The 20,387-nt window shown below is 71.1% G+C and carries 24 protein-coding genes and 1 pseudogene; all 25 read left to right on the plus strand.

Going from position 1 to position 20,387, the window contains the following annotated elements:
* Window positions 1–32 precede the first annotated feature (32 nt).
* The 25 genes and pseudogenes from ACZ4N4_RS09270 (at window position 33) to ACZ4N4_RS09390 (ending at window position 20,284) form a co-directional block, all read left to right on the plus strand.
* On the plus strand, window positions 33–491 hold the full coding sequence (locus ACZ4N4_RS09270) for a hypothetical protein (RefSeq protein ID WP_389579152.1): 459 nt from the start codon (window positions 33–35) through the stop codon (window positions 489–491).
* Window positions 488–1,678: a hypothetical protein gene (locus tag ACZ4N4_RS09275; protein ID WP_467586180.1), complete on the plus strand. Its 1,191-nt coding sequence runs from the start codon at window positions 488–490 to the stop codon at window positions 1,676–1,678. The genes ACZ4N4_RS09270 and ACZ4N4_RS09275 overlap by 4 nt, the downstream gene beginning before the upstream one ends.
* Window positions 1,679–2,638: 960 nt before the next feature.
* Entirely contained in the window at window positions 2,639–3,136 is a 498-nt protein-coding gene (locus tag ACZ4N4_RS09280) for a hypothetical protein (protein ID WP_467586182.1), read from the plus strand.
* A gap of 99 nt (window positions 3,137–3,235) precedes the next feature.
* A complete protein-coding gene (locus tag ACZ4N4_RS09285) occupies window positions 3,236–3,661 on the plus strand; it encodes a hypothetical protein (protein WP_055495473.1) in 426 nt (141 codons plus the stop codon).
* The gene (locus ACZ4N4_RS09290) at window positions 3,658–4,446 is read left to right on the plus strand and encodes a hypothetical protein (protein WP_399172598.1); all 789 of its coding nucleotides are present in this window, start codon (window positions 3,658–3,660) and stop codon (window positions 4,444–4,446) included. Before ACZ4N4_RS09285 ends, ACZ4N4_RS09290 begins: the two co-directional genes overlap by 4 nt.
* Window positions 4,443–5,255 (plus strand): annotated as a pseudogene (locus tag ACZ4N4_RS09295) (relaxase/mobilization nuclease); the annotation flags it as partial. The gene ACZ4N4_RS09290 and the pseudogene ACZ4N4_RS09295, both read left to right, overlap by 4 nt.
* Window positions 5,256–5,284: 29 nt before the next feature.
* Window positions 5,285–5,965 carry a hypothetical protein gene (locus ACZ4N4_RS09300; protein ID WP_467586185.1) on the plus strand — a complete coding sequence of 227 codons (681 nt, stop codon included), beginning with the start codon at window positions 5,285–5,287 and terminating at the stop codon, window positions 5,963–5,965.
* Between the two features lie 25 nt (window positions 5,966–5,990).
* Window positions 5,991–6,749 (plus strand): hypothetical protein, encoded by a 759-nt coding sequence (locus ACZ4N4_RS09305; protein ID WP_467586188.1) that lies wholly within the window; start codon window positions 5,991–5,993, stop codon window positions 6,747–6,749.
* Window positions 6,746–6,949: a hypothetical protein gene (locus ACZ4N4_RS09310; protein ID WP_467586190.1), complete on the plus strand. Its 204-nt coding sequence runs from the start codon at window positions 6,746–6,748 to the stop codon at window positions 6,947–6,949. Before ACZ4N4_RS09305 ends, ACZ4N4_RS09310 begins: the two co-directional genes overlap by 4 nt.
* Before the next feature lie 275 nt (window positions 6,950–7,224).
* Window positions 7,225–7,608, plus strand: coding sequence for a hypothetical protein (locus ACZ4N4_RS09315; protein ID WP_467586193.1), 384 nt, complete (start codon window positions 7,225–7,227; stop codon window positions 7,606–7,608).
* Window positions 7,605–8,411, plus strand: a complete 807-nt coding sequence (locus tag ACZ4N4_RS09320; RefSeq protein WP_467586196.1) for an SPDY domain-containing protein — start codon at window positions 7,605–7,607, stop codon at window positions 8,409–8,411. Before ACZ4N4_RS09315 ends, ACZ4N4_RS09320 begins: the two co-directional genes overlap by 4 nt.
* A gap of 29 nt (window positions 8,412–8,440) precedes the next feature.
* A complete protein-coding gene (locus ACZ4N4_RS09325) occupies window positions 8,441–8,797 on the plus strand; it encodes a hypothetical protein (protein WP_388653584.1) in 357 nt (118 codons plus the stop codon).
* Window positions 8,788–9,609, plus strand: a complete 822-nt coding sequence (locus tag ACZ4N4_RS09330) for an SPDY domain-containing protein (protein ID WP_467586199.1) — start codon at window positions 8,788–8,790, stop codon at window positions 9,607–9,609. Before ACZ4N4_RS09325 ends, ACZ4N4_RS09330 begins: the two co-directional genes overlap by 10 nt.
* 74 nt (window positions 9,610–9,683) lie before the next feature.
* Window positions 9,684–10,208 (plus strand): hypothetical protein, encoded by a 525-nt coding sequence (locus ACZ4N4_RS09335; RefSeq protein ID WP_467586202.1) that lies wholly within the window; start codon window positions 9,684–9,686, stop codon window positions 10,206–10,208.
* Window positions 10,209–10,269: 61 nt separating this feature from the next.
* On the plus strand, window positions 10,270–10,467 hold the full coding sequence (locus ACZ4N4_RS09340) for a DUF317 domain-containing protein (RefSeq protein ID WP_461095470.1): 198 nt from the start codon (window positions 10,270–10,272) through the stop codon (window positions 10,465–10,467).
* Between the two features lie 34 nt (window positions 10,468–10,501).
* Window positions 10,502–12,295 (plus strand): type IV secretory system conjugative DNA transfer family protein, encoded by a 1,794-nt coding sequence (locus ACZ4N4_RS09345; RefSeq protein ID WP_467586205.1) that lies wholly within the window; start codon window positions 10,502–10,504, stop codon window positions 12,293–12,295.
* On the plus strand, window positions 12,292–12,750 hold the full coding sequence (locus ACZ4N4_RS09350; protein WP_079060030.1) for an XF1762 family protein: 459 nt from the start codon (window positions 12,292–12,294) through the stop codon (window positions 12,748–12,750). Before ACZ4N4_RS09345 ends, ACZ4N4_RS09350 begins: the two co-directional genes overlap by 4 nt.
* A gap of 181 nt (window positions 12,751–12,931) precedes the next feature.
* On the plus strand, window positions 12,932–13,528 hold the full coding sequence (locus ACZ4N4_RS09355; protein WP_467586208.1) for a hypothetical protein: 597 nt from the start codon (window positions 12,932–12,934) through the stop codon (window positions 13,526–13,528).
* 262 nt (window positions 13,529–13,790) lie between these two features.
* Window positions 13,791–14,192 (plus strand): hypothetical protein, encoded by a 402-nt coding sequence (locus ACZ4N4_RS09360; protein ID WP_365602308.1) that lies wholly within the window; start codon window positions 13,791–13,793, stop codon window positions 14,190–14,192.
* Window positions 14,193–14,291: 99 nt separating this feature from the next.
* Window positions 14,292–15,032 (plus strand): tryptophan synthase subunit alpha, encoded by a 741-nt coding sequence (trpA, locus tag ACZ4N4_RS09365; RefSeq protein WP_383318665.1) that lies wholly within the window; start codon window positions 14,292–14,294, stop codon window positions 15,030–15,032.
* Window positions 15,025–15,501 (plus strand): hypothetical protein, encoded by a 477-nt coding sequence (locus tag ACZ4N4_RS09370; RefSeq protein ID WP_467586211.1) that lies wholly within the window; start codon window positions 15,025–15,027, stop codon window positions 15,499–15,501. The genes trpA and ACZ4N4_RS09370 overlap by 8 nt, the downstream gene beginning before the upstream one ends.
* A 97-nt stretch (window positions 15,502–15,598) precedes the next feature.
* A complete protein-coding gene (locus ACZ4N4_RS09375) occupies window positions 15,599–16,462 on the plus strand; it encodes an adenine nucleotide alpha hydrolase family protein (protein ID WP_203349165.1) in 864 nt (287 codons plus the stop codon).
* Window positions 16,459–17,730 (plus strand): DNA cytosine methyltransferase, encoded by a 1,272-nt coding sequence (locus ACZ4N4_RS09380; protein ID WP_467586214.1) that lies wholly within the window; start codon window positions 16,459–16,461, stop codon window positions 17,728–17,730. The genes ACZ4N4_RS09375 and ACZ4N4_RS09380 overlap by 4 nt, the downstream gene beginning before the upstream one ends.
* On the plus strand, window positions 17,730–18,848 hold the full coding sequence (locus ACZ4N4_RS09385; protein ID WP_360965113.1) for a DnaB-like helicase N-terminal domain-containing protein: 1,119 nt from the start codon (window positions 17,730–17,732) through the stop codon (window positions 18,846–18,848). The genes ACZ4N4_RS09380 and ACZ4N4_RS09385 overlap by 1 nt, the downstream gene beginning before the upstream one ends.
* Window positions 18,849–18,913: 65 nt before the next feature.
* Complete coding sequence (locus tag ACZ4N4_RS09390) at window positions 18,914–20,284, plus strand: SPDY domain-containing protein (RefSeq protein WP_467586217.1); 1,371 nt, start codon at window positions 18,914–18,916, stop codon at window positions 20,282–20,284.
* The last annotated feature ends 103 nt before the right edge of the window (window positions 20,285–20,387 follow it).

A 20,387-nucleotide genomic window follows, 5' to 3' on the forward strand; every position in this document is an offset into this window, starting at 1 on the left:
CCGCCCCCCGCCCCGAGGAGAACATCGCCCCCTTGCAACCCGGCACCCACTTCGCCTTCGGCGACCACGAGGAACACGGCTTCGTCGCCTCCTTCACCGCCTCTATGCCCGCGCACCTCGCCCACTGGTACCTGGAGCGCGAGCAGTTCGAACCCGTTCCCGGAGAACCCGGCCTGTACCGGCTCAGCGAGCCCGAGCGCGACGGAGTCCGCCGCACCCGCCAAGCCGTCCACGACCTGCGCCGCCACGGCTACACCGTGCAGGCCGACATCCGCCTCGACCCGTCCCTCTCGGCCGGCCCGCCACGCCCCGCCCGGCCGAACGGCCTGCAGGAGCGCCGCAGCCGTCTCGCCCAGGCCGCCGCCGGCCGGACGACGCAGCGCTCTACACCGCCCACCACCTCCCCGCCTTCGGCCCGGCCGATCCCGCCGAAGCCCACGTACGCTCCGACCGTCCATCTGACGGCCGCGACCGGCGGGCGGTCCCGATGACACCCGCGAGCAGTCCGACCCCCGACGGCCCCTTGCCGACCGCTCCCGAACTGGCCAACGCGGTACGCGACTTCCGTTTGCGGCTGGCGGTCATCGACCGCGAGACCGAGGCCGCGCTCGACATGACACGCGACCGCTACGGCCGTACCGTCCACGCGGGCACCGCGGCAGCCGCACGAGCCCACCGCGACAAGGCCGCGGTGGAGGCGTACGCCGCCCACCTCGCCCCGCACGCCGAGGCGCTCCTCGATGCCGCCCGCCTGGTGCTCGATGAGCTGCCACCCGCTCGGCACCTGGCCGGGTGGCGGGCCGTCCTGGACGGCCTGGCCGTTTCGGCCGCCGAGATCCGCCGGGCGCTCGACCGGCCAGCCGCACCCGGTTCCCCGGCCGAGCGCGCTCAGCACGCGGCCTTGTGGCCGCACCTGGCCGCCTGGGCGGACCACGGCTCCATCGCCAGCAACCTCGCCGACCAGCAGGGCGGCCAGCACCACAAGGCTCCGCTGACCGACGAGGAACAGCAAGTGTGGACCAAGAAGGCCCAGGCCGCGCAAAGGCGCGGCGAGCTGGAGCTGACCGAGTCGTGGTACGCCGCCGACGGGCAGCCGATCACCCTCGCCTATTTGGTCGAGGACGACGACTCGACGGTGGTCGCGCTGCGCGGCGATCCGGACGCACCGGTCTGGCAGGTGATCGGGCACTACGCCCACGAGTACGAGGCGGGCAAGGTGCTGCCCGCTCCGGTTCCGCCCGGCGTGCTACGCGCGGACGTCTCCCGGTTCAACCGCCCGGCACCGGTCCCGGAGGTGTCCCTGCAGGACCTCATCCGCGATGTCGTCGAAGGCCACAGTGCCGGTGACGCCTCCAATGCGCTTCTCAGCGCTGTCCAGCGCGGCTATGACGCCGGACCGATGGTCCGCCTGCAGGAACTCCTGGAGACCAGCGGCCAGTTCGCCAGCGCCCTGGAGACCGTGCAGGGCCGCCAGATCGCCGCCCGCCTGGCAGCGCTGAGCCGGCAGATCGAGTTCCTCACCCGCGAACTCGAAGAGGCAGCAGAGGACCTCGGCGCGACCGTCGCCGTCCTGCCCCCACACCGCACCCCCGTGCTGCGCACCCGTCCGCGCCCCGCCGTGGACACCACACCGCCCACGCCGCCACCCCGCGCCAGCACCACCGCCCGACACCGCTAAGCCCATGTCCCACCTGGTCTTGACGAACACGAGCCCATGGAGCAGTACGCGATCAACCTTGCCCTCGCAAAATACGAGCACGATCGTGAGCTGTCTTGAGCGCCCACGGCTAGGGGCGGCCATGCCAGCCGCCCCGGAACAGCGGCTACTGCTGACGCTTACTCACGTGTGACACGGCGGTCATGCCGGCGCCGTAGGTGAAGGCAAGGACGGCCCCGCCAGAAGCGACGGCGGTGAGGGCAGGCTGCCCCAGAACAGCGGAGCCGATCCCCGCAACCAGCCCAGTGATGACGGATACCAAAGCAACGACGACAACGTGATACACGCGGTGGTCACAGGTAGAAGTGGTGGCAGACAAGTAGGGCCCTCCCATACTCCGTCGGAGCGCCGTCACCTGAATCAGGGCAGGGTGCATCCTGCGCTGGATTCACGTCACAGCGTCGCCGCCCAGCGGGCGTCGCGATAGGGAAGCGCCGGCCAGGCGCGCCTATCGCTCCTCGGATGGAGCGCCGTAGCGGTTGGCCATCATCACCGATGCACCATGCCTTTCAAGGATCTCGTCGACCACGTCCATAGTAGCCAACCCCACTGACACACAGACAAGTTGGTGACCGCTTCGGGGGAGCCCAAGCGCCGATCTGCAGCGACTCCCACTTACCTCGTCTTCACGCGCGAAGCCTCGTTGCAGGCACACCTCTCCTGGTGGCCGTGCTCCTGGCCAAGCGTCCCGCCCGCCGCACCGCCCTCGCCGGACACCTCGCCAAGCAGCCGCTCGCCGACCCGGCGCTCCCTGGCACCGGCGCGGCCTTCGCTCTCACCGTCCTTCTCGCCGCGCGCCGACGTCTGGGCCCCGCGGGCAGTCGCGGTGCGGCTGGCGCCGGTGCCTGCATCGAGGCCGGCATAAGACGCCCTGATCAGGGCGCAACCCCCACCTTGCAACCCCTTTGAGGAGATCGAATTATGGCTGTGCGTACGCACTGGACCGTGGAGCACGCCTGCTCCCACCGCGTGGATCATGACCTGTCCAATCGCCCTGCCGACAAGCGGGCAGGCTTCGCCCGATGGCTCGCGTCGAAGGACTGCACCGACTGCTGGAAGGCGGCGCGCGACGCCGACACCGGGTCCAAGGAGGAGTGGCTCGCGGCCAAGCGGGCCGAGGAGCAGCAGACAGCCCTCGCGTGGGCGAAGCAGTTCGACATGCCGCAGTTGGAGGGCCCGGCCAAGGCCCTGGACTGGGGCGAACGCTCCCGCCACCAGCTGATGACATCCGCGCACACCGCGCTCGTCATCGAGGGCACGTGGGACGAGGCGGACTGGGCGGAGCTGGAGGAGAAGGCCCGCGCCATCACCCGTGCCGGATGGTGGATCGACCAGCGCGACGCCGAGGGCACTGACCTGCTCGAACTCCTCGACGCAGCCGATGAGGCGGATCGCGGGACGGAGAACCCGCTCCGCTGATGGCGGGGCAACATAGCCGGAGAACGCCGGTTAGCCAAACCGGCGTTCCTCCGGACTATTGATGCTCCCACCCCGCCAGCATCTGCGTGGAAGGAACTCATGTCCCAGCTTCCGCCCACCTCGGCGTTCGCACCGACGCCCGACCCGCTCACCCCCGATCGGGACATCACCCACGCCCACTTCCAGGCCGGTGACACTGTCGTCGTCCTGAAGGGGATGGCCGGCGGAGAACTGTGGGGCGATGCGATGCGCGTCGTGGCTCCGTCCTGGCACACCCCGACCGACGAGGACGGCTGGCGGCTACGTGATGCGACCGGCGGCGCCCAGTCCTACGTCACCGCCCACCCCCGCTACCTCGTGCACCTCTCGCGCCGCTGCCCGGACTGCCTGATCTACCTGCGCGCCATGGAGGATGCCCTCTTTACGCGGTTCGCCGACCGCGACGAGCTGATCGACTGCGGCTGGTACACAACCACCGCCCTGGGCCAGCTCGTGCACATCGCGGACATCCGGAGTGGCCGATGACTTCCCCCACGCACCGCCCCGGCCGTTCCGCCGCGCTCGACAGAGCCAGGGCCCGAGCCACCGCATCTCCGGTCGATTCTTCCTGGCCGCTTCACCTGGCCGAAGACCTCCGCGACATCGAGGCCGACTGGAGAACTTCGGCCGAGGTGTGCGCGGATGCTGCCTGGGCGGCACGGTCGGCCGGCCACAGCGTCCTGGCCCTGCTGTCCCCACAGGACGTCACCGCAACGGGCCTTGACCCGATCACCGCCCGCACCTTGGCTCATCTGTACCTGAGCGCCCTGCGGTTCGACTTCCGCTGCCCCACCCTCCAACGCCTCGTCGAACAACTCGCGGAAACCGCGCGTCAGCCGCTGGACTGCTACACCCGGGCCTTGTACGCCTTCGCGCTGCTGGGCCAGTCCCGCCCGGAGGGCCTGGCGGTCATGGACGAGGTCCTCGCGGAGGCCGGGGAGCACACCAAGACCCTGCACGTCCTGCTGCACGGGCTGTGGCTCGGCCAGGACCTGGACCAGGGCGCGGAGCGTCTCCTGGCCCTCAGCTCCCGACCGGCCCTCGCCACCGGCAGCGACCCGATCGTCCTCTTCCGCGTGGCGGGTGCCCTGCGCCGGCTGGGCCGGTACGACGAAGGGCTGGGCGCCATCGACAGGGCGATCGACTGTCTCCCGCCGGGGGACACCTCAGTGCACGCCGACCTGGTCCGCGAGCGCTCCCTGCTCTGCACAGCCCGCGACCTTCATCAGCACCGGCCGCCCACCCGCACGTCGAGCGGGGTGCCGTCATGATTCCCCGCCTGAACGCGCGGACCCACTCGCCGCGCGACCCGCTCGCCGAGGCACTCGGGCGGCCCCTTTCCCCGAACGAGGGTCTGACGGAGTTCACCATCGTCGCCCACTGGCCGGACCTGGACTACTACACCCCCAACGACGAGCAGAGAACCTGGACATCCGTTCAGTGGGCCGAGCACCTCCAAGATCCCTATCTGGAGCATCCGTTCACTGCCAGTGCGGACGACGATCGACGGGCGATCCTCCATCTCGTCATCCGCCTCCACCCGGACGACCGGGAGCTGACCGGTCCCGAGTGGGCCGAAATCGCTCACCGGTTCGCGCGAGCCGCCGGTATCGAGATACCCGGCGCCGCGGAGCACGGCTGGCGGTGGATCGCCGTCCAGGCACAGCCCGGGCGCCTGGACCTGATCGCCAACCTGATCCACCTCGACGGCACCTGGCGCACCCCGCCCTCAGACATCCTGCGGCGCCTTGCGGACGAGGCACGCCGCATCGAACAGGACCTCAACTTGATCCCCGCCCGCACCGGACCCGCGACACGCCCCGCTGTCCGTACGGCGCCCACCGCATCCGCGCAGTTCGCGAGCGTCCTTACGCAGCTCGCCGACGAGCAGGCCGGCCCGCTGGCCACGGTCCGCGGACTGATCGAGCACACCGCTCACCGCATCGCCCGCCAGCCCGGAGCCGCCAGCACCGAAGCGGCACACGGTCTGGAGCTGATCGCCCGCCGGCTCCACGCGATCCAGCAGGACCTGGACACCACCGCGGCCCACCTGGTCCGCCCACAGATCTCCGTAGGAGCAACGCCTTCTTGCCCCATACCGGCCGCTTCATGGACATCCGCCGCGACTCGAACTCCAGCGAACTCCTCGCGCGCGGCGGCGACTTGGCGGCACACAGCATTCTCCAGCGGGCGGGATTCATTGCGGTCGTCCGCCTCCACGAGACCTACCACCGCGCCCCCGCCGGCCTCACCGAGGATGACGAGTCCCGTCTCGCCACCGATGCCGTAGCGCGCCTGCGGGCTGCCGGGTACCACGTCGACTGCGACGAACCTTTCGACACCGACGCCCGCCCCGCGCGCTATACCACGCTCGGTACCTCGGTCTCCCACCTCGCCGAACGCCTGCGCGAAGCCACCGACACCGCCGAGGCAGCCGACATCCTCACCGAACTCACCGCGCCCCACGACGGCATCCTCGCCGGGTTGGAGGAAACCCTCGGCGCTCTGGCGGAGTTCTTCGACGGACTCGGCAACGCGACCGATCCGCACACCGCCCGGCGCCTGCGCTACCTCGCCGACGAATACGTCCGCGTCATCCACTCCGACCTCGCGTACACCCGCGAACGGCTGGCCGACCGGCACGCCCCTCACCCCGGCCGCCGCCCCTGCGCCGAGCAGGTGCCCGACCACGAGCCCGAACGCTCCGCCGTGTGCGCCTGCCCACCCCCGCCGCGTGCACTGCCGGCCCCGGCACCGCCGCCCGTCGGTGCCACCCGCCTGCGCCGCTGAGCCCCTGCAACTGCCCAAGGACACCATGCACGACCACGACACCTCCGAGCACCTCGCCTCGTACGCCGACGTCCTCGCCGGTGAACTCCCCGATACCTGGACCAGCACGCACCTGACAGCCGACGCCAAAGACGACCTCGCCGAACTCTCCGACCGGATCTGGGACCTGGACCTGGTCGCCGCCTCCCTCGCCGAGCACCCGCTGACGCAGGCAGCCGTCCTGAGCCGCCCCGACGGCGCCCAGCTCGTCCTCCTGGACCGGCACGACGGACGCGACGGCTTCCTTCTCGCCGCCGTCGCCCCGCGCGCCCTGCCCGACGAGGCGTACCGGGCTGTCCCTGAGCCCAACGGCGTCGCCCTGGCAGACGACCCGTTCCTGAGTGCCGAGCAGGTCGCCGGCGATCTGCTCGCCCGCTACGACCGTGCGCTCGCACAGGTCCGGCACAACGCCCTGGGTGGCATCCAGCCCTCCCAGCCGGACCGGATCGTCCTGACCTGGCAGCCGGACGGCAGCGTCGCCACCGCCCCCGCCGACGACCGGGCCGGCACGATCCTCGTCGCCCACGGCTTTATCCAGGACCCGCAGAGCGGCATCTACCGCCTGAGTGGTGACGACACCCAGGTCCAGGCCCGCGCCCTACGCGAGATCGGCCCGCGCCTCGACGCGCTCGGCATCGGTGCCGCCCTCCAGCACCCCGCCAGACGGACCGCGCCTACCTCAGCCCCGGCATCCATGCCGCCGACCCCGTCCGGCACCCGTACGCCAACCGCCAGGACTCGATGAACCAGGCGGAGGCCGACCTGGGCATCCCTGCCCTGCTCCTGACCGGTCATGACGTCAAGTGCACGCCCGGCATCTTCGACGAAGCCACCTGCCGGCTGGCCATCCACGGCCTCCGCACCAGAGCGGCCCGTCCCGCAGCGCAGCAACCGGCACCGGACGGCTCCCCGTCGCACTCCGCACCGGCCCGCCGTACCCCGTAAGACGCCCGAGCGGCCCCGGCACCACGCCGGGGCCGCCCAGCACACCGCCCGACTCCCGGAGAAACCCGTAGCACCCCGCACACCCCCACCGATCAGCAACCGGCTCAAGCCCCGGCTCGCCACAGCCCTGTTCCGCCGCTATCTGCGCGCTTGCATACCGACCGGTCCCGACCACACCTCCCCGCTGACCGGCGCCCGCCCGGAGGGCGTCCTCACCGAGTCACAGCGCGTCGGGCAGCGCCACCACCACTGACCGTTCACCGTCCCGGAGGAGCATGTCCCACCCCGCCCCCTATCCGGTGAGACTGGCCGACGAGATCACCCGCCAGCTCGGCCAGCTCACCGACCACCTCTCGCAGCTTCCCCCACCCCAGGCCGCGCAGGTCATCGCCCGCGTTCTCGACCCAGACATCCGAGTTCTCGGTGGCGTCACTCATCTCGTCGCCACCGGAAGCGTGTTCGCCAAGGACCAGGCAGAGCGCGGCGCGCTCCCCGCGGAGGTGTGGCTCGCTCTGGGCCGTGCCTCGAACGAACTGCACGACATCACCCTCGACCTGGACGAACACAAGGACGCCCTGCAGCACGTCAGCACCCAGCCCGCCACCACCGCGGCGAAGCCGCCGATGCCCGCACCGCTCGTGGTCCGGCGGCGCCGGTGAAGAAGAAGCAGTGGCAGGGCTGGGGGCCCGGCGAGCAGGCCGAGCAGCACTACCTCGTCCAGCCCCGTGCCCTGGCAGGCGGCGGCGACGTCCGGCACGTCTCGGAGTTCCTGCGCGCCTCGGGCTGGCGGGACAAGTCCAAGACCGGCGGCCCCTTGCTTATGGAGAGCCCGGACCGGACCGTCCGCGTCGCCTACGACCCTTACGTCCTTCCCGGCGGCTGGACCATCCACGGCCGGGCAGACGGGGCCAGCGGCGAGTGGTCGGCGCACCTGGGCCGTCAGGCCCCGGTAGAGATCGTCGCCGGCCTGACCGACGCCCTCACCCGTCCCCGCTCCGCCCACGCCCCCAACGTCTGGGCCCCGCTGCAGGAGCAGAACTGGCACACGCGTTTCGAGGGCGAACACTACGTCGCGACCAGCCCCGATGGCACCGCCTGGATGCAGTACCGCCAGAACCCCGACGGGGCGGCGATGTGGTGGAGCGGAGCGCAGGACAAGCAAGGCAACGGCTGGACGGCCCACTTCACGCCGAACACCCCGATGCACCTCGTGCAAGCCTTCTCCACCGAACTCGCCAGCCCCGACCCCGTGATGCGCCCGCGCGGACGCGTACCCCACAGCGCGCAGATCCGCACCTGGTCGGTATCCGTCAAGCCCTCCCAACTCAGCGCCTCGCAGCAGGCCCGCATCACGGCCGCCCGAGCCGCCACCTGGGCCCGCAACAGCGCCCGAAGCACCAGACCGCGCACCACCGCCCGCGCCCACGCCGCCGCAGCCGACGGCACACGAACCCGCCGCTGACCACGACACCCACCACCCCGAGGAGCCCGATGCCTTCACTCACCCCGGACACCATCCGCGCCGCGACCGACACCCTGTGCCGCCTCACCGAATACCTGCGCGAGAACCCCGACCCCAAGGAGGCGCTCGCTCTCGTCGAGCCCCTCCTCGACGAATACACCGGCCTGCCCATCCAACTCGGCGACACCCTGCGCGCCCTCGCCCGCGCCGTACAGAGCCACCCGAACACACCGCGCAGCGAGAAGATCAGCGATCTGGTCACCGAGCTGCGTGCCGCCGCGTGGGTGCAGACCGACCAGTACATGCTCCACTACGTCCTGGACGAGCTACGCAAGCAGATCGTCAGCGCCGCCTCGAGTGAGCCGGGGTGCGGCCGGTGCCGCTGAGCGAACGGCAGCTCGCCGGGTTCGCCGACAAGCACGCCTGGCGGATCCCCTTCGACACCAGCCCCCGCCACCTCGCCGGCCCCGGGGATGCCCGCCACGTCACCCACGGCCTGGCCGCCGCCGGATGGAGCGCCGTCTCCGACCCTTTGAGTGCCGAGATCGTCCTGCGTAGTCCCGACCTCCGCCACAGCCTCCAGTTCGACCCGCAGTCCGCCACCTCTGCGTGGTGGCGGCTGCGGGCCGAGCCCACCGACACCGAGCCCGGCTGGTACGCCGAGTTCGGTGAACTCGTGCCCGCCGAGGTCCTCGCAGGCTTCACCGACGCCCTCATCGCCTTGCCGCCACAGCAGCACGATCCGTGGCAGCCGGCGACCTCGGCTAACTGGCACCGCGACTCGGACGGTACGGCGCGCTCGCCTGACTCCATGTGCCACATCGAACTGCGCCCGCTGAGCGAATTCAGTGGCCGGTCGTCCTGGCACGTTGAGACCTGCGAGCCCGGCGACGGGCAGTTCCCCGGCCCGCGCATCTGGCACGCCTACTTCGACGAGGACGTCCCCGCCCACCTCGTCGGAGCGTTCCTCACCGCGCTGGCCGACCGCAGCCCGCTCCAGCGCGGCATGTACGACCGCACCGGCCACTACAGCGCCGTGCAGGAGCCCAGCCCGCTGCGCCCGCAGCAGGTGGTCGACGCCCACACCGCCCGTATCGAGTCGCTCCGTGCCCGGGCACGCTCCGCCCGCAGGCAGCAAACGAAACCCGCACCGACCCCGGCAAAGGCCCACACCGCCCAGCCGGCCGCCCGCCGCTGAACCGACAGGACCCCTTTCCCATTTCCGCCGATCACCGCGCCCACCGCGCCCTCCTCCGTCACCTCGACCATTACGTGAGCGACAGCAAGAAGATCCTCGACGCCTGGGACGCCTACTCCGACGAACACACCGACCTCGACGGCTGGCCCTACGACGACCACGCCTACGGAAGGCGCGCGAGCCAGCGCGACGCCGACACCGCCGAGGCGTTCGAGCCGCTCCGGTACGGCGCCCGTCACCTGCTGGCCACGGCCGAAACGCAACTGGCCCACCTGCCTGAGACCAATGTGCAGAGCCGCTGGGTCTACCAGCTGGGCGTCCTGCGCGACGCACTCGACCGACTCGACGAACTGCACAAGCAATGGCTGGTCACCCGCGACGCCCTCCCCGCCACCGCCAAGCCCGGCACCCCGGACTTCGACGACGCACTCGCCGCACATCACGCCGAATCGTGGAGCTACCTCGACGACTGGGCCACCCACGGCAAGGCGCTCCGCGAGATCAACACGGCCGCCCGTAAAGCCCCTTCACCCCTGGCCCCCACACCGACACCGGCCCCGGCCACCGCGCCAGACCGGCGAGCTACGGCACGGAAGTGAGCACGCCCGCCTGATACCCCGCGTCCTGCTCTCCAGCCCGGACCAGGAGACCCTCCTGCGCCTGGAACCCGATCCCGACGGACAGTGGTGGACCCTCAACCATGCAGCGGAGCCGGACCGGCCCGCCTGGTACGCGAGTTTCGGCGCCCGCACCCCGGTCGACGAACGCGTCCACGCCCCCACGACGCGCCGCACCGTCCCGTCGAGCACTCCAGGCCCGCCGCGCCAGCCGCCGGCCAGGAACAGCCGCAGCCGCTGAATGCCCCGCCCCCGCCCGGAAGGCACGTAACTCTTTGCCCCCCACCTCCTCCAACAGTTCCACCGACGGGTACGACCTCATCCTGCGCCTCCTGATCGGCGTCGCAGCCGTCATCGTCCCCCTGTCCCACCTCGCCTGGCTGTCCGGCAACATCACCGCCTACCTCACCGGTGGCGGCTGGGCGCCGTACCAGCCGACCACCGCCCTGCTCCACCCCGAGCGTCTCTGGCCCTACATGGGAGAGACGTCCCTGCTGATCGGGGCACGCGTCGTGCCCGTTCTCCTGCTCCTGGCCCTCGGGGCAGCGGCGGGTGTTTTGTGGGCGCGGCACAAGAACCGCAGCGGCGGCCGGAAGAAGAAGATCACCGGCATGGCCAAGGCCCGGGACATCGAACCGCTGATGGCCAAGGCGATCACCGACAAGGCCCGCTCCCTGCGCCCGAGCCTGAAGGACGCCAAGCACATCGAGGCCCGGGACACCGGCATCCTCCTCGGCAACCTGCAGGGCACCAAGCACGAGGTCCGCATGGGCTACGAGGACGTGGCCGTCGCCATCATGGCGCCCCGCTCGGGCAAGACCACCTCGCTCGCGATCCCCTCCATCCTCGCCGCGCCCGGCCCGGTCCTGCTGACCTCGAACAAGGCCGCCGGCGATGCGTTCACCGCCACCTACGACGCCCGCGCCGCGGTGGGACGGGTGTGGGCGATGGACCCGCAGCAGATCGCGCACGCCGCACGCGAGATGTGGTGGAACCCCTTGGCTGGCGCCAAAACCCTCGACGGCGCCGGGCGGTTGGCCGGCCACTTTCTCGCCGCCTCCGTGGACGCCAGCCAGCAGGGCGACTTCTGGTCCAAGGCCGGATCCAACATCCTCGCCCAGTTGTTCCTCGCCGCGGCCCTGGACGAGCGGCCGATCACTGACGTCATGCAGTGGCTGGCCTTCCCCGCCGACCGAACCCCGCTCGACATCCTCCGCGACCACGGATTCACCGCCGTCGCCGCCCAGCTCAAGGGCACCGTGGAAGGACCGCCGGAAACCCGGGACGGCATCTACGAGACCGCCCGCCAGTACGCCGCCGCGCTGCTCAACAGCGAGATCGCCGCCTGGGTCACCCCGCAGAAGAACGTCCCCGAGTTCAGGCCGTCCGAGTTCGTCACCTCCACCGACACCCTCTTCCTGCTCAGCAAGGACGGCGGAGGCGGAGCCTCGGCGCTGATCGCGGCGTGCGCCGACTCGGTGATGCGGGCCGCGACCGCCCAGGCCGAACGCGCCGGAGGACGCCTCGACCCGCCCATGCTCGCGATCCTCGACGAGGCCGCCAACGTGTGCAAGATCTCGGACCTTCCGGACCTGTACTCGCACCTCGGGTCGCGCGGCATCATCCCGATCACGATCCTGCAGTCCTACCGCCAGGGCCAGAAGGTCTGGGGGGACGCCGGCATGGACGCCATGTGGTCCGCCTCTACCGTCAAGGTCATCGGCTCCGGTATCGACGACCCCGACTTCGCGGACAAGCTGTCCCGCCTGATCGGCGACCACGACGTCGAGACCACCTCGACCTCGCACTCCGAGTCCGGCAAGTCGACCTCGGTGTCGATGCGACAGCAGCGGATCCTTCCCGCCGACGAGATCCGCGCCCTGCCCAAGGGCACGGCCCTCTGCTTCGCCACCGGTCTGCGCGCCGCCATGCTCGACCTGCGCCCGTGGTACCAAGAGCCCGGCGCGGCAGAACTGTCCGCGGCGTCCGACCGCGCATCCAAGGCGATCACCGCCCGGGCCATCGCCAAGCACGCACCGGTCCAGTCCGACTTCGGGCCCGCCGCGTGAGCGAATCGCGCCTGCACCTGGTGCCCGTCCGCTCTCGGGACGCCAAGGAGTTCGTCCGCCTCTGGCACCGGCACCACCCGCCGCCCGCCGGACAGATCTTCTCCCTCGGTGCCGCCGACGAGCCCAACATCCTGCGCGCCGTGGCCGTGGTCGGCCGCCCTGTCGCCCGCCACTTGGACGACGGCACCACCCTCGAAGTCACCCGCACCGCCAGTGACGGCACACGCAACGCCAACTCCCTGCTCTACGGAGCTGCTTGGAGAGCGGCCAAAGCGCTCGGATACCGGCGGCTGATCACCTATACGCAGGCAGGGGAGAGCGGAGCCTCGCTGCGCGGCGCGGGATGGCGCGTCCTGGCCCACCGTCCTCCAAGGCCGGGCTGGCACACGCCGTCCCGGCCGCGGACGGACCGCGGAACCTCGCAGATCGCTCGCACACTGTGGCAAGCGCCCTGACAAGACACGCTCATCGGCACCTATGCATCCCACGAACGCGACGACATGACGTCCGTCAGCAGCGCTGGACGCGGTCATCGCCGCGGCCGTCCCGCTCGGCAGGCGCGGTACCACCACGTGCAGGCTCGCCGGGCCCGCTGAAACAGCCACCAGATCCCGTTCCCCGATCCCCTGGACCACCGTGTCTCTTTTGGAGATCCCCGATGTGTTCATCGGGTCCACCGACGACGGGCACACCTTCGTCATCATCAACCGCCGCATCCACGATGCCGACCGGCTGCTGACCGAGGCCGGGTTCCTCGCCCGCGGGCACCTCGGCCGCACGCTCTACCTGCTCCCCCCGGGCACTGCCCAGGACGCGCACGATCGCGCCGGGGTCGCCATGTACGGGCTCCTGGCCCACACCCACGACCTGATCGATCTCTGCTGGACGACCCGCTGGAGCCCCGGCAGTCCCGTCGCCGATCCGGAGATTCGTTTCCACTTCTGTGACGGCACCGTGGCGGTGACGGCCAGGACCGCCGCCGCCCGTTCCCTCTTGGAACGGCACGGCTTCACCCCGAACGGCTCTTCCTATCGGCCGCCGGACGGACTAGACGAGCGCCGCCTGCTCGGCGCTGTGACAGCTGCCGAAACCCACGCCTACACCCACGGTCTCAGTGTCCGCGTCGACCTCGGCATCCCCACGCCGTCCGACATCCCTCCCGCTCCCCGCCGCCCGTCAGCTGCCGCCCCCGGCTCACCGACCACGCCTGCGGCCCGCCGTCGCACCCGCTGACCCCACGCGGGGGGTCGGGGTGTGAACGATCGTCGAGCCGCGGCCAAGGGCGCGCGGCGGTACACACCTTCGCACTCCAGCCGTTGACCGCTTTCCCTCTTGGAGTCTTGCCACGTCATCCGACACCCCGAGCGCGCATGACCTCGCCTGCGCGCTTGCCGACCAGATCCGTCCCGGCGCTGCTCCCCGTGACGTGGTCGTCAGTTTCAGCGTCCGCCGACAGGCGGCAGCCAAGTACGATCACGGCTCCTGCGGCGGCCCCGTGACGGTCTTCGCCCAAGCACTGCACGCCCGCCTCTACGGCCTTCCCACGGACGACGATCCGCTGCCCACCGCCCTGGACGCGCTCCTGCAGGCCACTCACACCGCGACCGCCCCCGAGCAGCAGACCGCGATCCTGCAACAGCTCGCCGAGCAGCTACGCAACGCCACCGAGATCATCCAGCGCTACCAGTACCAGGCCCAATGGGACCGGCTCCCCGACAGCGTCGCCGAGCAGCTCCGGGACGCCCACGACCAGGCCGAGCAGGTCACCAAGACCCTCGACGCCGTCGCCCCCGCCTTCAGCAGCCAGCCCGCCGCGCCCGTGCCGCCTGCCGCGCAACCGCGCCACACCGCCAGCCCACCCGCGCCCACGACTCCACCGGCCGGGCGCCGCCGCTGACCTCCGGCGACAGCCCACCCGCCGGGAAAGGCAGGCTCCAACCTGGCCACCGCCGATCCCCTCCACACCCGCCTCACCCAAGGACCCCGTGCGCTGGGCGTGTTCGTCCCCGCCGGCCTGTACCCGGCAACCGCACAGCGCCAGCACCTCGACCAGCTCGCGCAGGCAGGTGCCGACCTGTTCGAGGTCGGCCTGCCCACCGAGGACGCCGCCCTCGACGGCCCCGTCATTCAGACCGCCTACCACCGCGCCCTGCGCAGCGGAAACGCCCTCGACCACGCCGTGCGCGCCGTCGAACACGCCGCCAGCCTCCGGCCGACCGTTGTCATGACCTACTGGGAGCCCGTGAGCCGCCACGGCCCCGCGTACGTGGCCCGCCTGTTCGCCGACGCCGGCGCCGCCGGCGTAATGATCGTCGACCTGCCCGCCCACCAAACGGCCCGCTGGCACAAAATCGCACGAGCGACGGGCCTTCGCACCCCACACCTCATCCCGCGCACCACCCCTGACCCCCTCCTCCCGGCCGCGGTCGCCGGCGCCTCCGGATGGCTCTACGCACCCGCCACCACGGCCCCCACCGGCTACCGAGGCCCGCTCGACATCCCCGGACTCGCCGGCTTCACCCAGCGCCTACGCGCCGCGAGCCCACTGCCCGTGGTCTCGGGAGTCGGGATCTCCACCCCAGCCCTCGCCGCACGCGTCGCCCCGCTGGTGGACGCCGTCGTCATCGGCACCCCCGTCGTCCGCGCCCTGGCCACCGACCCTGCCCAAGCCCCGGACCTGACGGCCGCGTTCGCCCGAGCCCTGCACCCGACCACCCTCACGGAGACCCGTGCCTGATCGCTCTGATCGCTCCACCCTGACCGAGGTCCTCGACCGGATCGTGGCCGACGCCCTTGTCCTGCACCGAGCCCTGCGCACCAACGCCATCGGCCACGCGCACGCACTGGCCGCGCGGATCAACGACGCCCAAGACCTCGCCAGCGCCGCCCTGCGGCTGTTCCTCGACCTCGCCCAGCACACGCCGCACACCACGGCCGGGAAGCTGCTGCTCCTCGACCACATCGCGCAGATCGCCAAGGCCGCCCAGGACGCAAGCGCCGAACTGACCGCAGCCCTCGCCCGCGCCGTGGAGAACCAACGCCGCCGAGCCAACGCCACGAAGGGGCCGGCCATCCTCATCCGCCCCTCACCACAGCAGTTCATCGAGTCGGCCACCGACCTCCTCGACCGCATCCCCACCCTCCACCACGCCATACACCGCGACCGGCTAATCCCGCCCAGCCGGCTGACGCACCAGCCTCATTGAGGGCGCGCCCCCCATTTCCCCATCTCCAGGACAGACCATTTCAGATCAGCCTCAATTCCGTGCCCTTTCCCTGGGCGCGGGAGTTCAGTCCAGCACCCTGCTCGCCCTTTCCGCCGAAGGGATCCTCCCGAAGGTCGACTACGCGATATTCGCCGACACCGGATGGGAACCCAAAGCCGTTTACGCTCACCTGGACCGACTGGAACAGGAGATAGCCAAGCCCGCCGGCATACCGGTCCTCCGCGTCTCAGCCGGAAACATTCGCAGCGACGCCCTGAATCCGGACCACCGCTTCGCCTCCATGCCCCTGCACATCCTGAACAAGGACGGGCGGCCCGGCATGACCCGCAGGCAGTGCACCGGCGAATACAAGGTGAAACCAATAAAGCAGAAGGTACGCGAACTCCTCGGACACCCCTACCCCTCGCGCATCCCCAAGGGCGTGTTCGTTGAGCAGTGGGTGGGGATCTCCACCGACGAGTTCCACCGCGCCAAAGACGCCGACGTGAAATACATGCGCAACCGGCATCCACTCCTGGACCTTGGCTGGAGCAGAGCGGACTGCGTTCGTTACCTGACCTCGCTCGGGCTGGCGAAGACACCGAAATCGAGCTGCCTGGGATGCCCGTTCCACGGAAATGCGCAGTGGAGGCACATCAGGGACACATCCCCTTCCGAGTGGGCGGACGTCGTCGAATTCGATGCGGCCATCCGGCAAGGCAATGCCCGCGCCAACGCCTCGGGCAGCCGACTGCTCGGCGAGGCGTTCCTGCACCGCTCCCGCGTCCCGCTGAGCCAGGCGCCGATCGACCACGTCACCGCCGCCGAACGGGCAGCACTGCGCATAGACGCGGACGAAGCCGACGCGCTGGAGAACGGCGTCGTGGACGGCTGCTCCCCCTGGGCGTGCCGCGGGGACACGGACGTTCTCACCCGCGACGACTTCGGGCTGGCCACGTGATACTCGACCTCTTCGCGGGGCCGGGCGGCTGGAGCAGGGCACTGGGCGTCTTCGGTGTGCGCGACGTTGGCCTGGAATGGGACGAATGGGCCTGCAAGACGCGCGTGGCCGCCGGGCAGTTGACGATCCGGACCGACGTGGCCATGTATCCGACGTGGCCCTTCCTCGGCCGCACGCGCGGGCTGATCGCCTCCCCGCCGTGCCAGGCATGGAGCATGGCCGGCAAACGCCTCGGCCTGCTCGACCAGCCGCTGGTGCACACGGCAGTGGAGGACCTCGCCGCCGGACTCGACACCCGCGAGCGCCTCCTCGCCGCCTGCCGCGACGAGCGCTCCCTACTCGCGGCCGAGCCGATGCGCTACCTGCATGCCCTGAACACGGTCGGCGAGCCCGAGTGGGTCGCGATGGAGGAAGTGCCGGACGTCCTGCCGCTGTGGAAGCAGTACGCGGCCGTTCTGCGGTCCTGGGGGTTCTCGGTCTGGTACGGGATCCTCAACGCCGCCGACTTCGGCGTTCCACAGACGCGCAGGCGAGCGATCCTGCTCGCCTCCCGGGTCCGTACGGCACAGCCTCCCGCCCCCACGCACGCCCAGGTCGCCGAGCCTGACTCGCTGTTCGGTCCGGGCCGCGCCCGCTGGGTCAGCATGGCAGAGGCCCTGGGATGGGGCGCGACTGACCGGCCCGTTCCCACCGTCTGCGCCGGCGGCGGGCCCGGCGGCGGACCCGAACCGTTCCCTTCGGGCTCCCGCAAGTCGCTCTCCGACGCCCGGGAGCGCGGCACCTGGATGCCCAGGCCGGACGGTGTGCTCCTGCAGTCCCGCCGCGAAGGAACTGGCTGGAAGGCACGGCACGGCGCACGACAGAACCGTGCCGCCGACGCTCCGGCGCCGACGTTCACCGCCGACGCACACCGCTGGTCCTGGTCCCTGCGCAGCAACAACCAAGCGAACGCCACCGTCCGCCCGCTGTCCGAGCCGGCGGGCACACTGTTCTTCGGGCACCGCGCGAACGAGTGCACCTGGGTCGCCGGACCAGCCTCGCCTCCGACCGAGGACACGGACACACCAGCGGTACCCGAGCCGATCCGGATCACCGCCCGCGAGGCCGGCCTCCTGCAGACCTTCCCCGCCGACTACCCCTGGGCCGGCAACAAGGGCCAGCAGTTCTCCCAGATCGGCAACGCCGTACCGCCGTTGCTCGCCGGCCACCTCCTCGCCCCGCACCTCGGCGTCACCCTCAACCCCGACGACTTCACCCTCGCAGCCTGATGCCCCACGTCCCCGAACCCGAAGAAGACCACCTCGACGCCATCGCACCGCCGCAGCCGGTGTTCCACGTCGAGCAGGCCCTCCTCGGCGCCCTCCTCCTTCATCCACACCGCCTCGGCGACGTGACCGGCATCGCCGCCGACTCGTTCTCCACCGCCGCGCACGCCGCCCTGTTCACCGCCATCAGCACCCTGCCTCCGCCCGACCCCGCCGAGCACGCGAAGAACACCAAATGGCTCGACCAAGTGCTCGCCACGGGGCGCGAACAGGCGCGCGGGCTGACCGCCTCCTACCTGCACACCCTCGTCCAGGTCTGCCCCTGGCCCCGCCACGCACCGGCCTACGCCCGGATGGTCGAGGCCGAACACGCCCGCCGGCGCCTGCAGACGGCCGCCGAACGCCTCATCCAGAGCGTCGACGACGCCACCCACCCGCACCCAGTCGAGACAGTACTCGCCGAGGCCGACGCGCTCACCGCGGTCGTGGACGACATCGCGAGCCGGTTCCCGCCGCGCGCCGGAGTGCTGCCCCGCACCGCGGCACCGCCGCCGGCCATCACCACCGACCGCACCGAGGCGGTCGAGGAGGAGCAACTGCTGCTCGCGACCGCCACCGCCCACCCCGCCGACATCGAGTCCGTCCGGTGGCTGCTCCCCGACGACCTCACCCGGCCCCTGCACGCCGGCCTGTGGCAATGCCTGACCGCCCTGGCCCGCCGCCGCGAGCCCGTCGACCCCGTCACCGTCCTATGGGAGGCCCAACAGCGCGGCCTGCTCGACAACGCGAGTGAACCCGGCGAGGTGCTCCGCCTGCTGGCCGAACCGGCCGGTTCCGTGGAGCACTGGGGCGAACGTGCCCTGCAGCGCTCTCTCCTGGCCACCGCCGATCACGCTGGCCGGCGCATCTCGGCGTACGCCGGAGACCCGGCGAACACCCCCTTCCAGCTTGTGGTGGGCGCCCGCCGCTCCCTCGCCGACATCAGCGCCGTTCGCACCCGCTGGCAGCACGCCACCGGAACTGTCCCGCCACCACGGCCGCGCCCGGCACCCGCCACTCGCGCCGGCCCGCCGACCACGACGGCCGCTCACGCCGCCCGCGCCGCGCGAGCAATCCGATAACACCCCACTCACGCCGGTGGCCGGACCCGAAGGCCCGGCCACCGGCAGAAGAGACGACACCCAACGTGACCACCTCCATCGACGCTCACGTCCGCCTCGACACCCACCCAACCCATCCCAGCGCCGTGACCGCTGTCCTGACCGGCAGCCAGGCCCGCATCGCTCTCATGGCTCTGGAGGCAGCCGACTGGGCCGTCCTCGCCGACAACGTCCTGGTCCTGGCCCGCATCGACCACGAGGAGCCCTACTGGGCTGAGGATGCAGCCAATCACCTGTCCGCCGGCGGCATCACCGTCGAAATCACCCCTCGACTCCGGGAGGCCATGGACGAGGAATGGACCTGGGCGGACTATCCGATGCCGTGGTGCACCCGCAGCGAGATCCGCGAGGTCTCCAACCAGGCGCAGAAGATCCACGACGACATCCGCTACGGCCATCTCCTCATCCACGCCCACGCCCACGACGGCCACACCACCGTCGCGGTCGGCACGTACCTCGGCCGCAACGGCAAGTCCGTCTACCTCCACGGCGAGGACCACCTGCGCCAGGTCGCCGACACCTTCGACTCACCCGCCCAGGCCCTGCTCGCCTTCGAGGAGATCCAACGCACCGACATGCGCCCCGGTCCGGCACCCCTGACCGACGCCGAGCGCGCCGCCGTCGAGGCCCGCGCCACCTTGGACCTCGGCGCAGCGAAACCCGGGCCTCACTGCCCGGAGCCGGAGACCGTCCCCGTCTACCTGGCCGATGCAGGCGACCACGACGCCCTCCTCGACTCCTTCCTCGACCGGCACGGCGAGTTCGAGAAGTGGCGGACCTGGTCCGACGAGACAACCCACGTCATCCACGAGTCGCAGACCCTGCGCATCGAGCGCGTCCACGAGACCCCGGCCCACGAGACCGCGTGGACCGTAGCCGCCTACGAGACGCCCGTCTCCGACCGCATGTGGGTCCTCACCGCGACCGGCGCCACCCCCGCCCCGGTGATAGCGGAACTTCTGAATCACCTCGCCGACGGCGACGGCTGGGACACGACCACCGGCGTCCCGGTGGACGAGAAGAGGGTCACCGCGGCCACCCAGCCGCTCTCCGACGCCGGATGGAAGCACACCGTGGACGGGCGATGGATCCGCTGGACATCCCCCGACGGGAACGTGGGCGTCCAGTTCGACGCCTCCACAGCACAACACCCGAATCAGAACCTGGCCACCTGGACCGTCTGGGCCGGCCCCGGACCGGACCGGCCCACCTGGGCCATCACCGCATCCCCGCACACCCCGAGTTCACTGCTGGCCGGCCTCGCCGAAACCCTCGCCCATGAGACCGGCACGCACCAGGCACAGCCTGCGGGCCGCGAACACAGGACCAGCCTCGCTACCAGTCCCCCGGCCACGCCCATGTTTACGGCCGACCCAGCCGTCAGCCGTTCACGCTGATCATTGGCGCACACGAGCGCGGCAACGTAGCGCGGGATCGCCGGTTGGTAAAACCGGCGATCCCGCGCACATTCGTTCGCGGCGCACTCTGCCCCGTTCCATC

It is taken from the genome of Streptomyces sp. NPDC026538 (assembly GCF_055567535.1).

What these genes read in the sequence shown, in the direction of transcription:
- ACZ4N4_RS09275 (WP_467586180.1), top strand. Translation starts at nt 488, where the DNA reads ATGACACCCGCGAGCAGTCCGACCCCCGACGGCCCCTTGCCGACCGCT.
- ACZ4N4_RS09280 (WP_467586182.1), top strand. Translation starts at nt 2,639, where the DNA reads ATGGCTGTGCGTACGCACTGGACCGTGGAGCACGCCTGCTCCCACCGC.
- ACZ4N4_RS09285 (WP_055495473.1), top strand. Translation starts at nt 3,236, where the DNA reads ATGTCCCAGCTTCCGCCCACCTCGGCGTTCGCACCGACGCCCGACCCG.
- ACZ4N4_RS09290 (WP_399172598.1), top strand. Translation starts at nt 3,658, where the DNA reads ATGACTTCCCCCACGCACCGCCCCGGCCGTTCCGCCGCGCTCGACAGA.
- ACZ4N4_RS09300 (WP_467586185.1), top strand. Translation starts at nt 5,285, where the DNA reads ATGGACATCCGCCGCGACTCGAACTCCAGCGAACTCCTCGCGCGCGGC.
- ACZ4N4_RS09305 (WP_467586188.1), top strand. Translation starts at nt 5,991, where the DNA reads ATGCACGACCACGACACCTCCGAGCACCTCGCCTCGTACGCCGACGTC.
- ACZ4N4_RS09310 (WP_467586190.1), top strand. Translation starts at nt 6,746, where the DNA reads ATGAACCAGGCGGAGGCCGACCTGGGCATCCCTGCCCTGCTCCTGACC.
- ACZ4N4_RS09315 (WP_467586193.1), top strand. Translation starts at nt 7,225, where the DNA reads ATGTCCCACCCCGCCCCCTATCCGGTGAGACTGGCCGACGAGATCACC.
- ACZ4N4_RS09325 (WP_388653584.1), top strand. Translation starts at nt 8,441, where the DNA reads ATGCCTTCACTCACCCCGGACACCATCCGCGCCGCGACCGACACCCTG.
- ACZ4N4_RS09385 (WP_360965113.1), top strand. Translation starts at nt 17,730, where the DNA reads ATGCCCCACGTCCCCGAACCCGAAGAAGACCACCTCGACGCCATCGCA.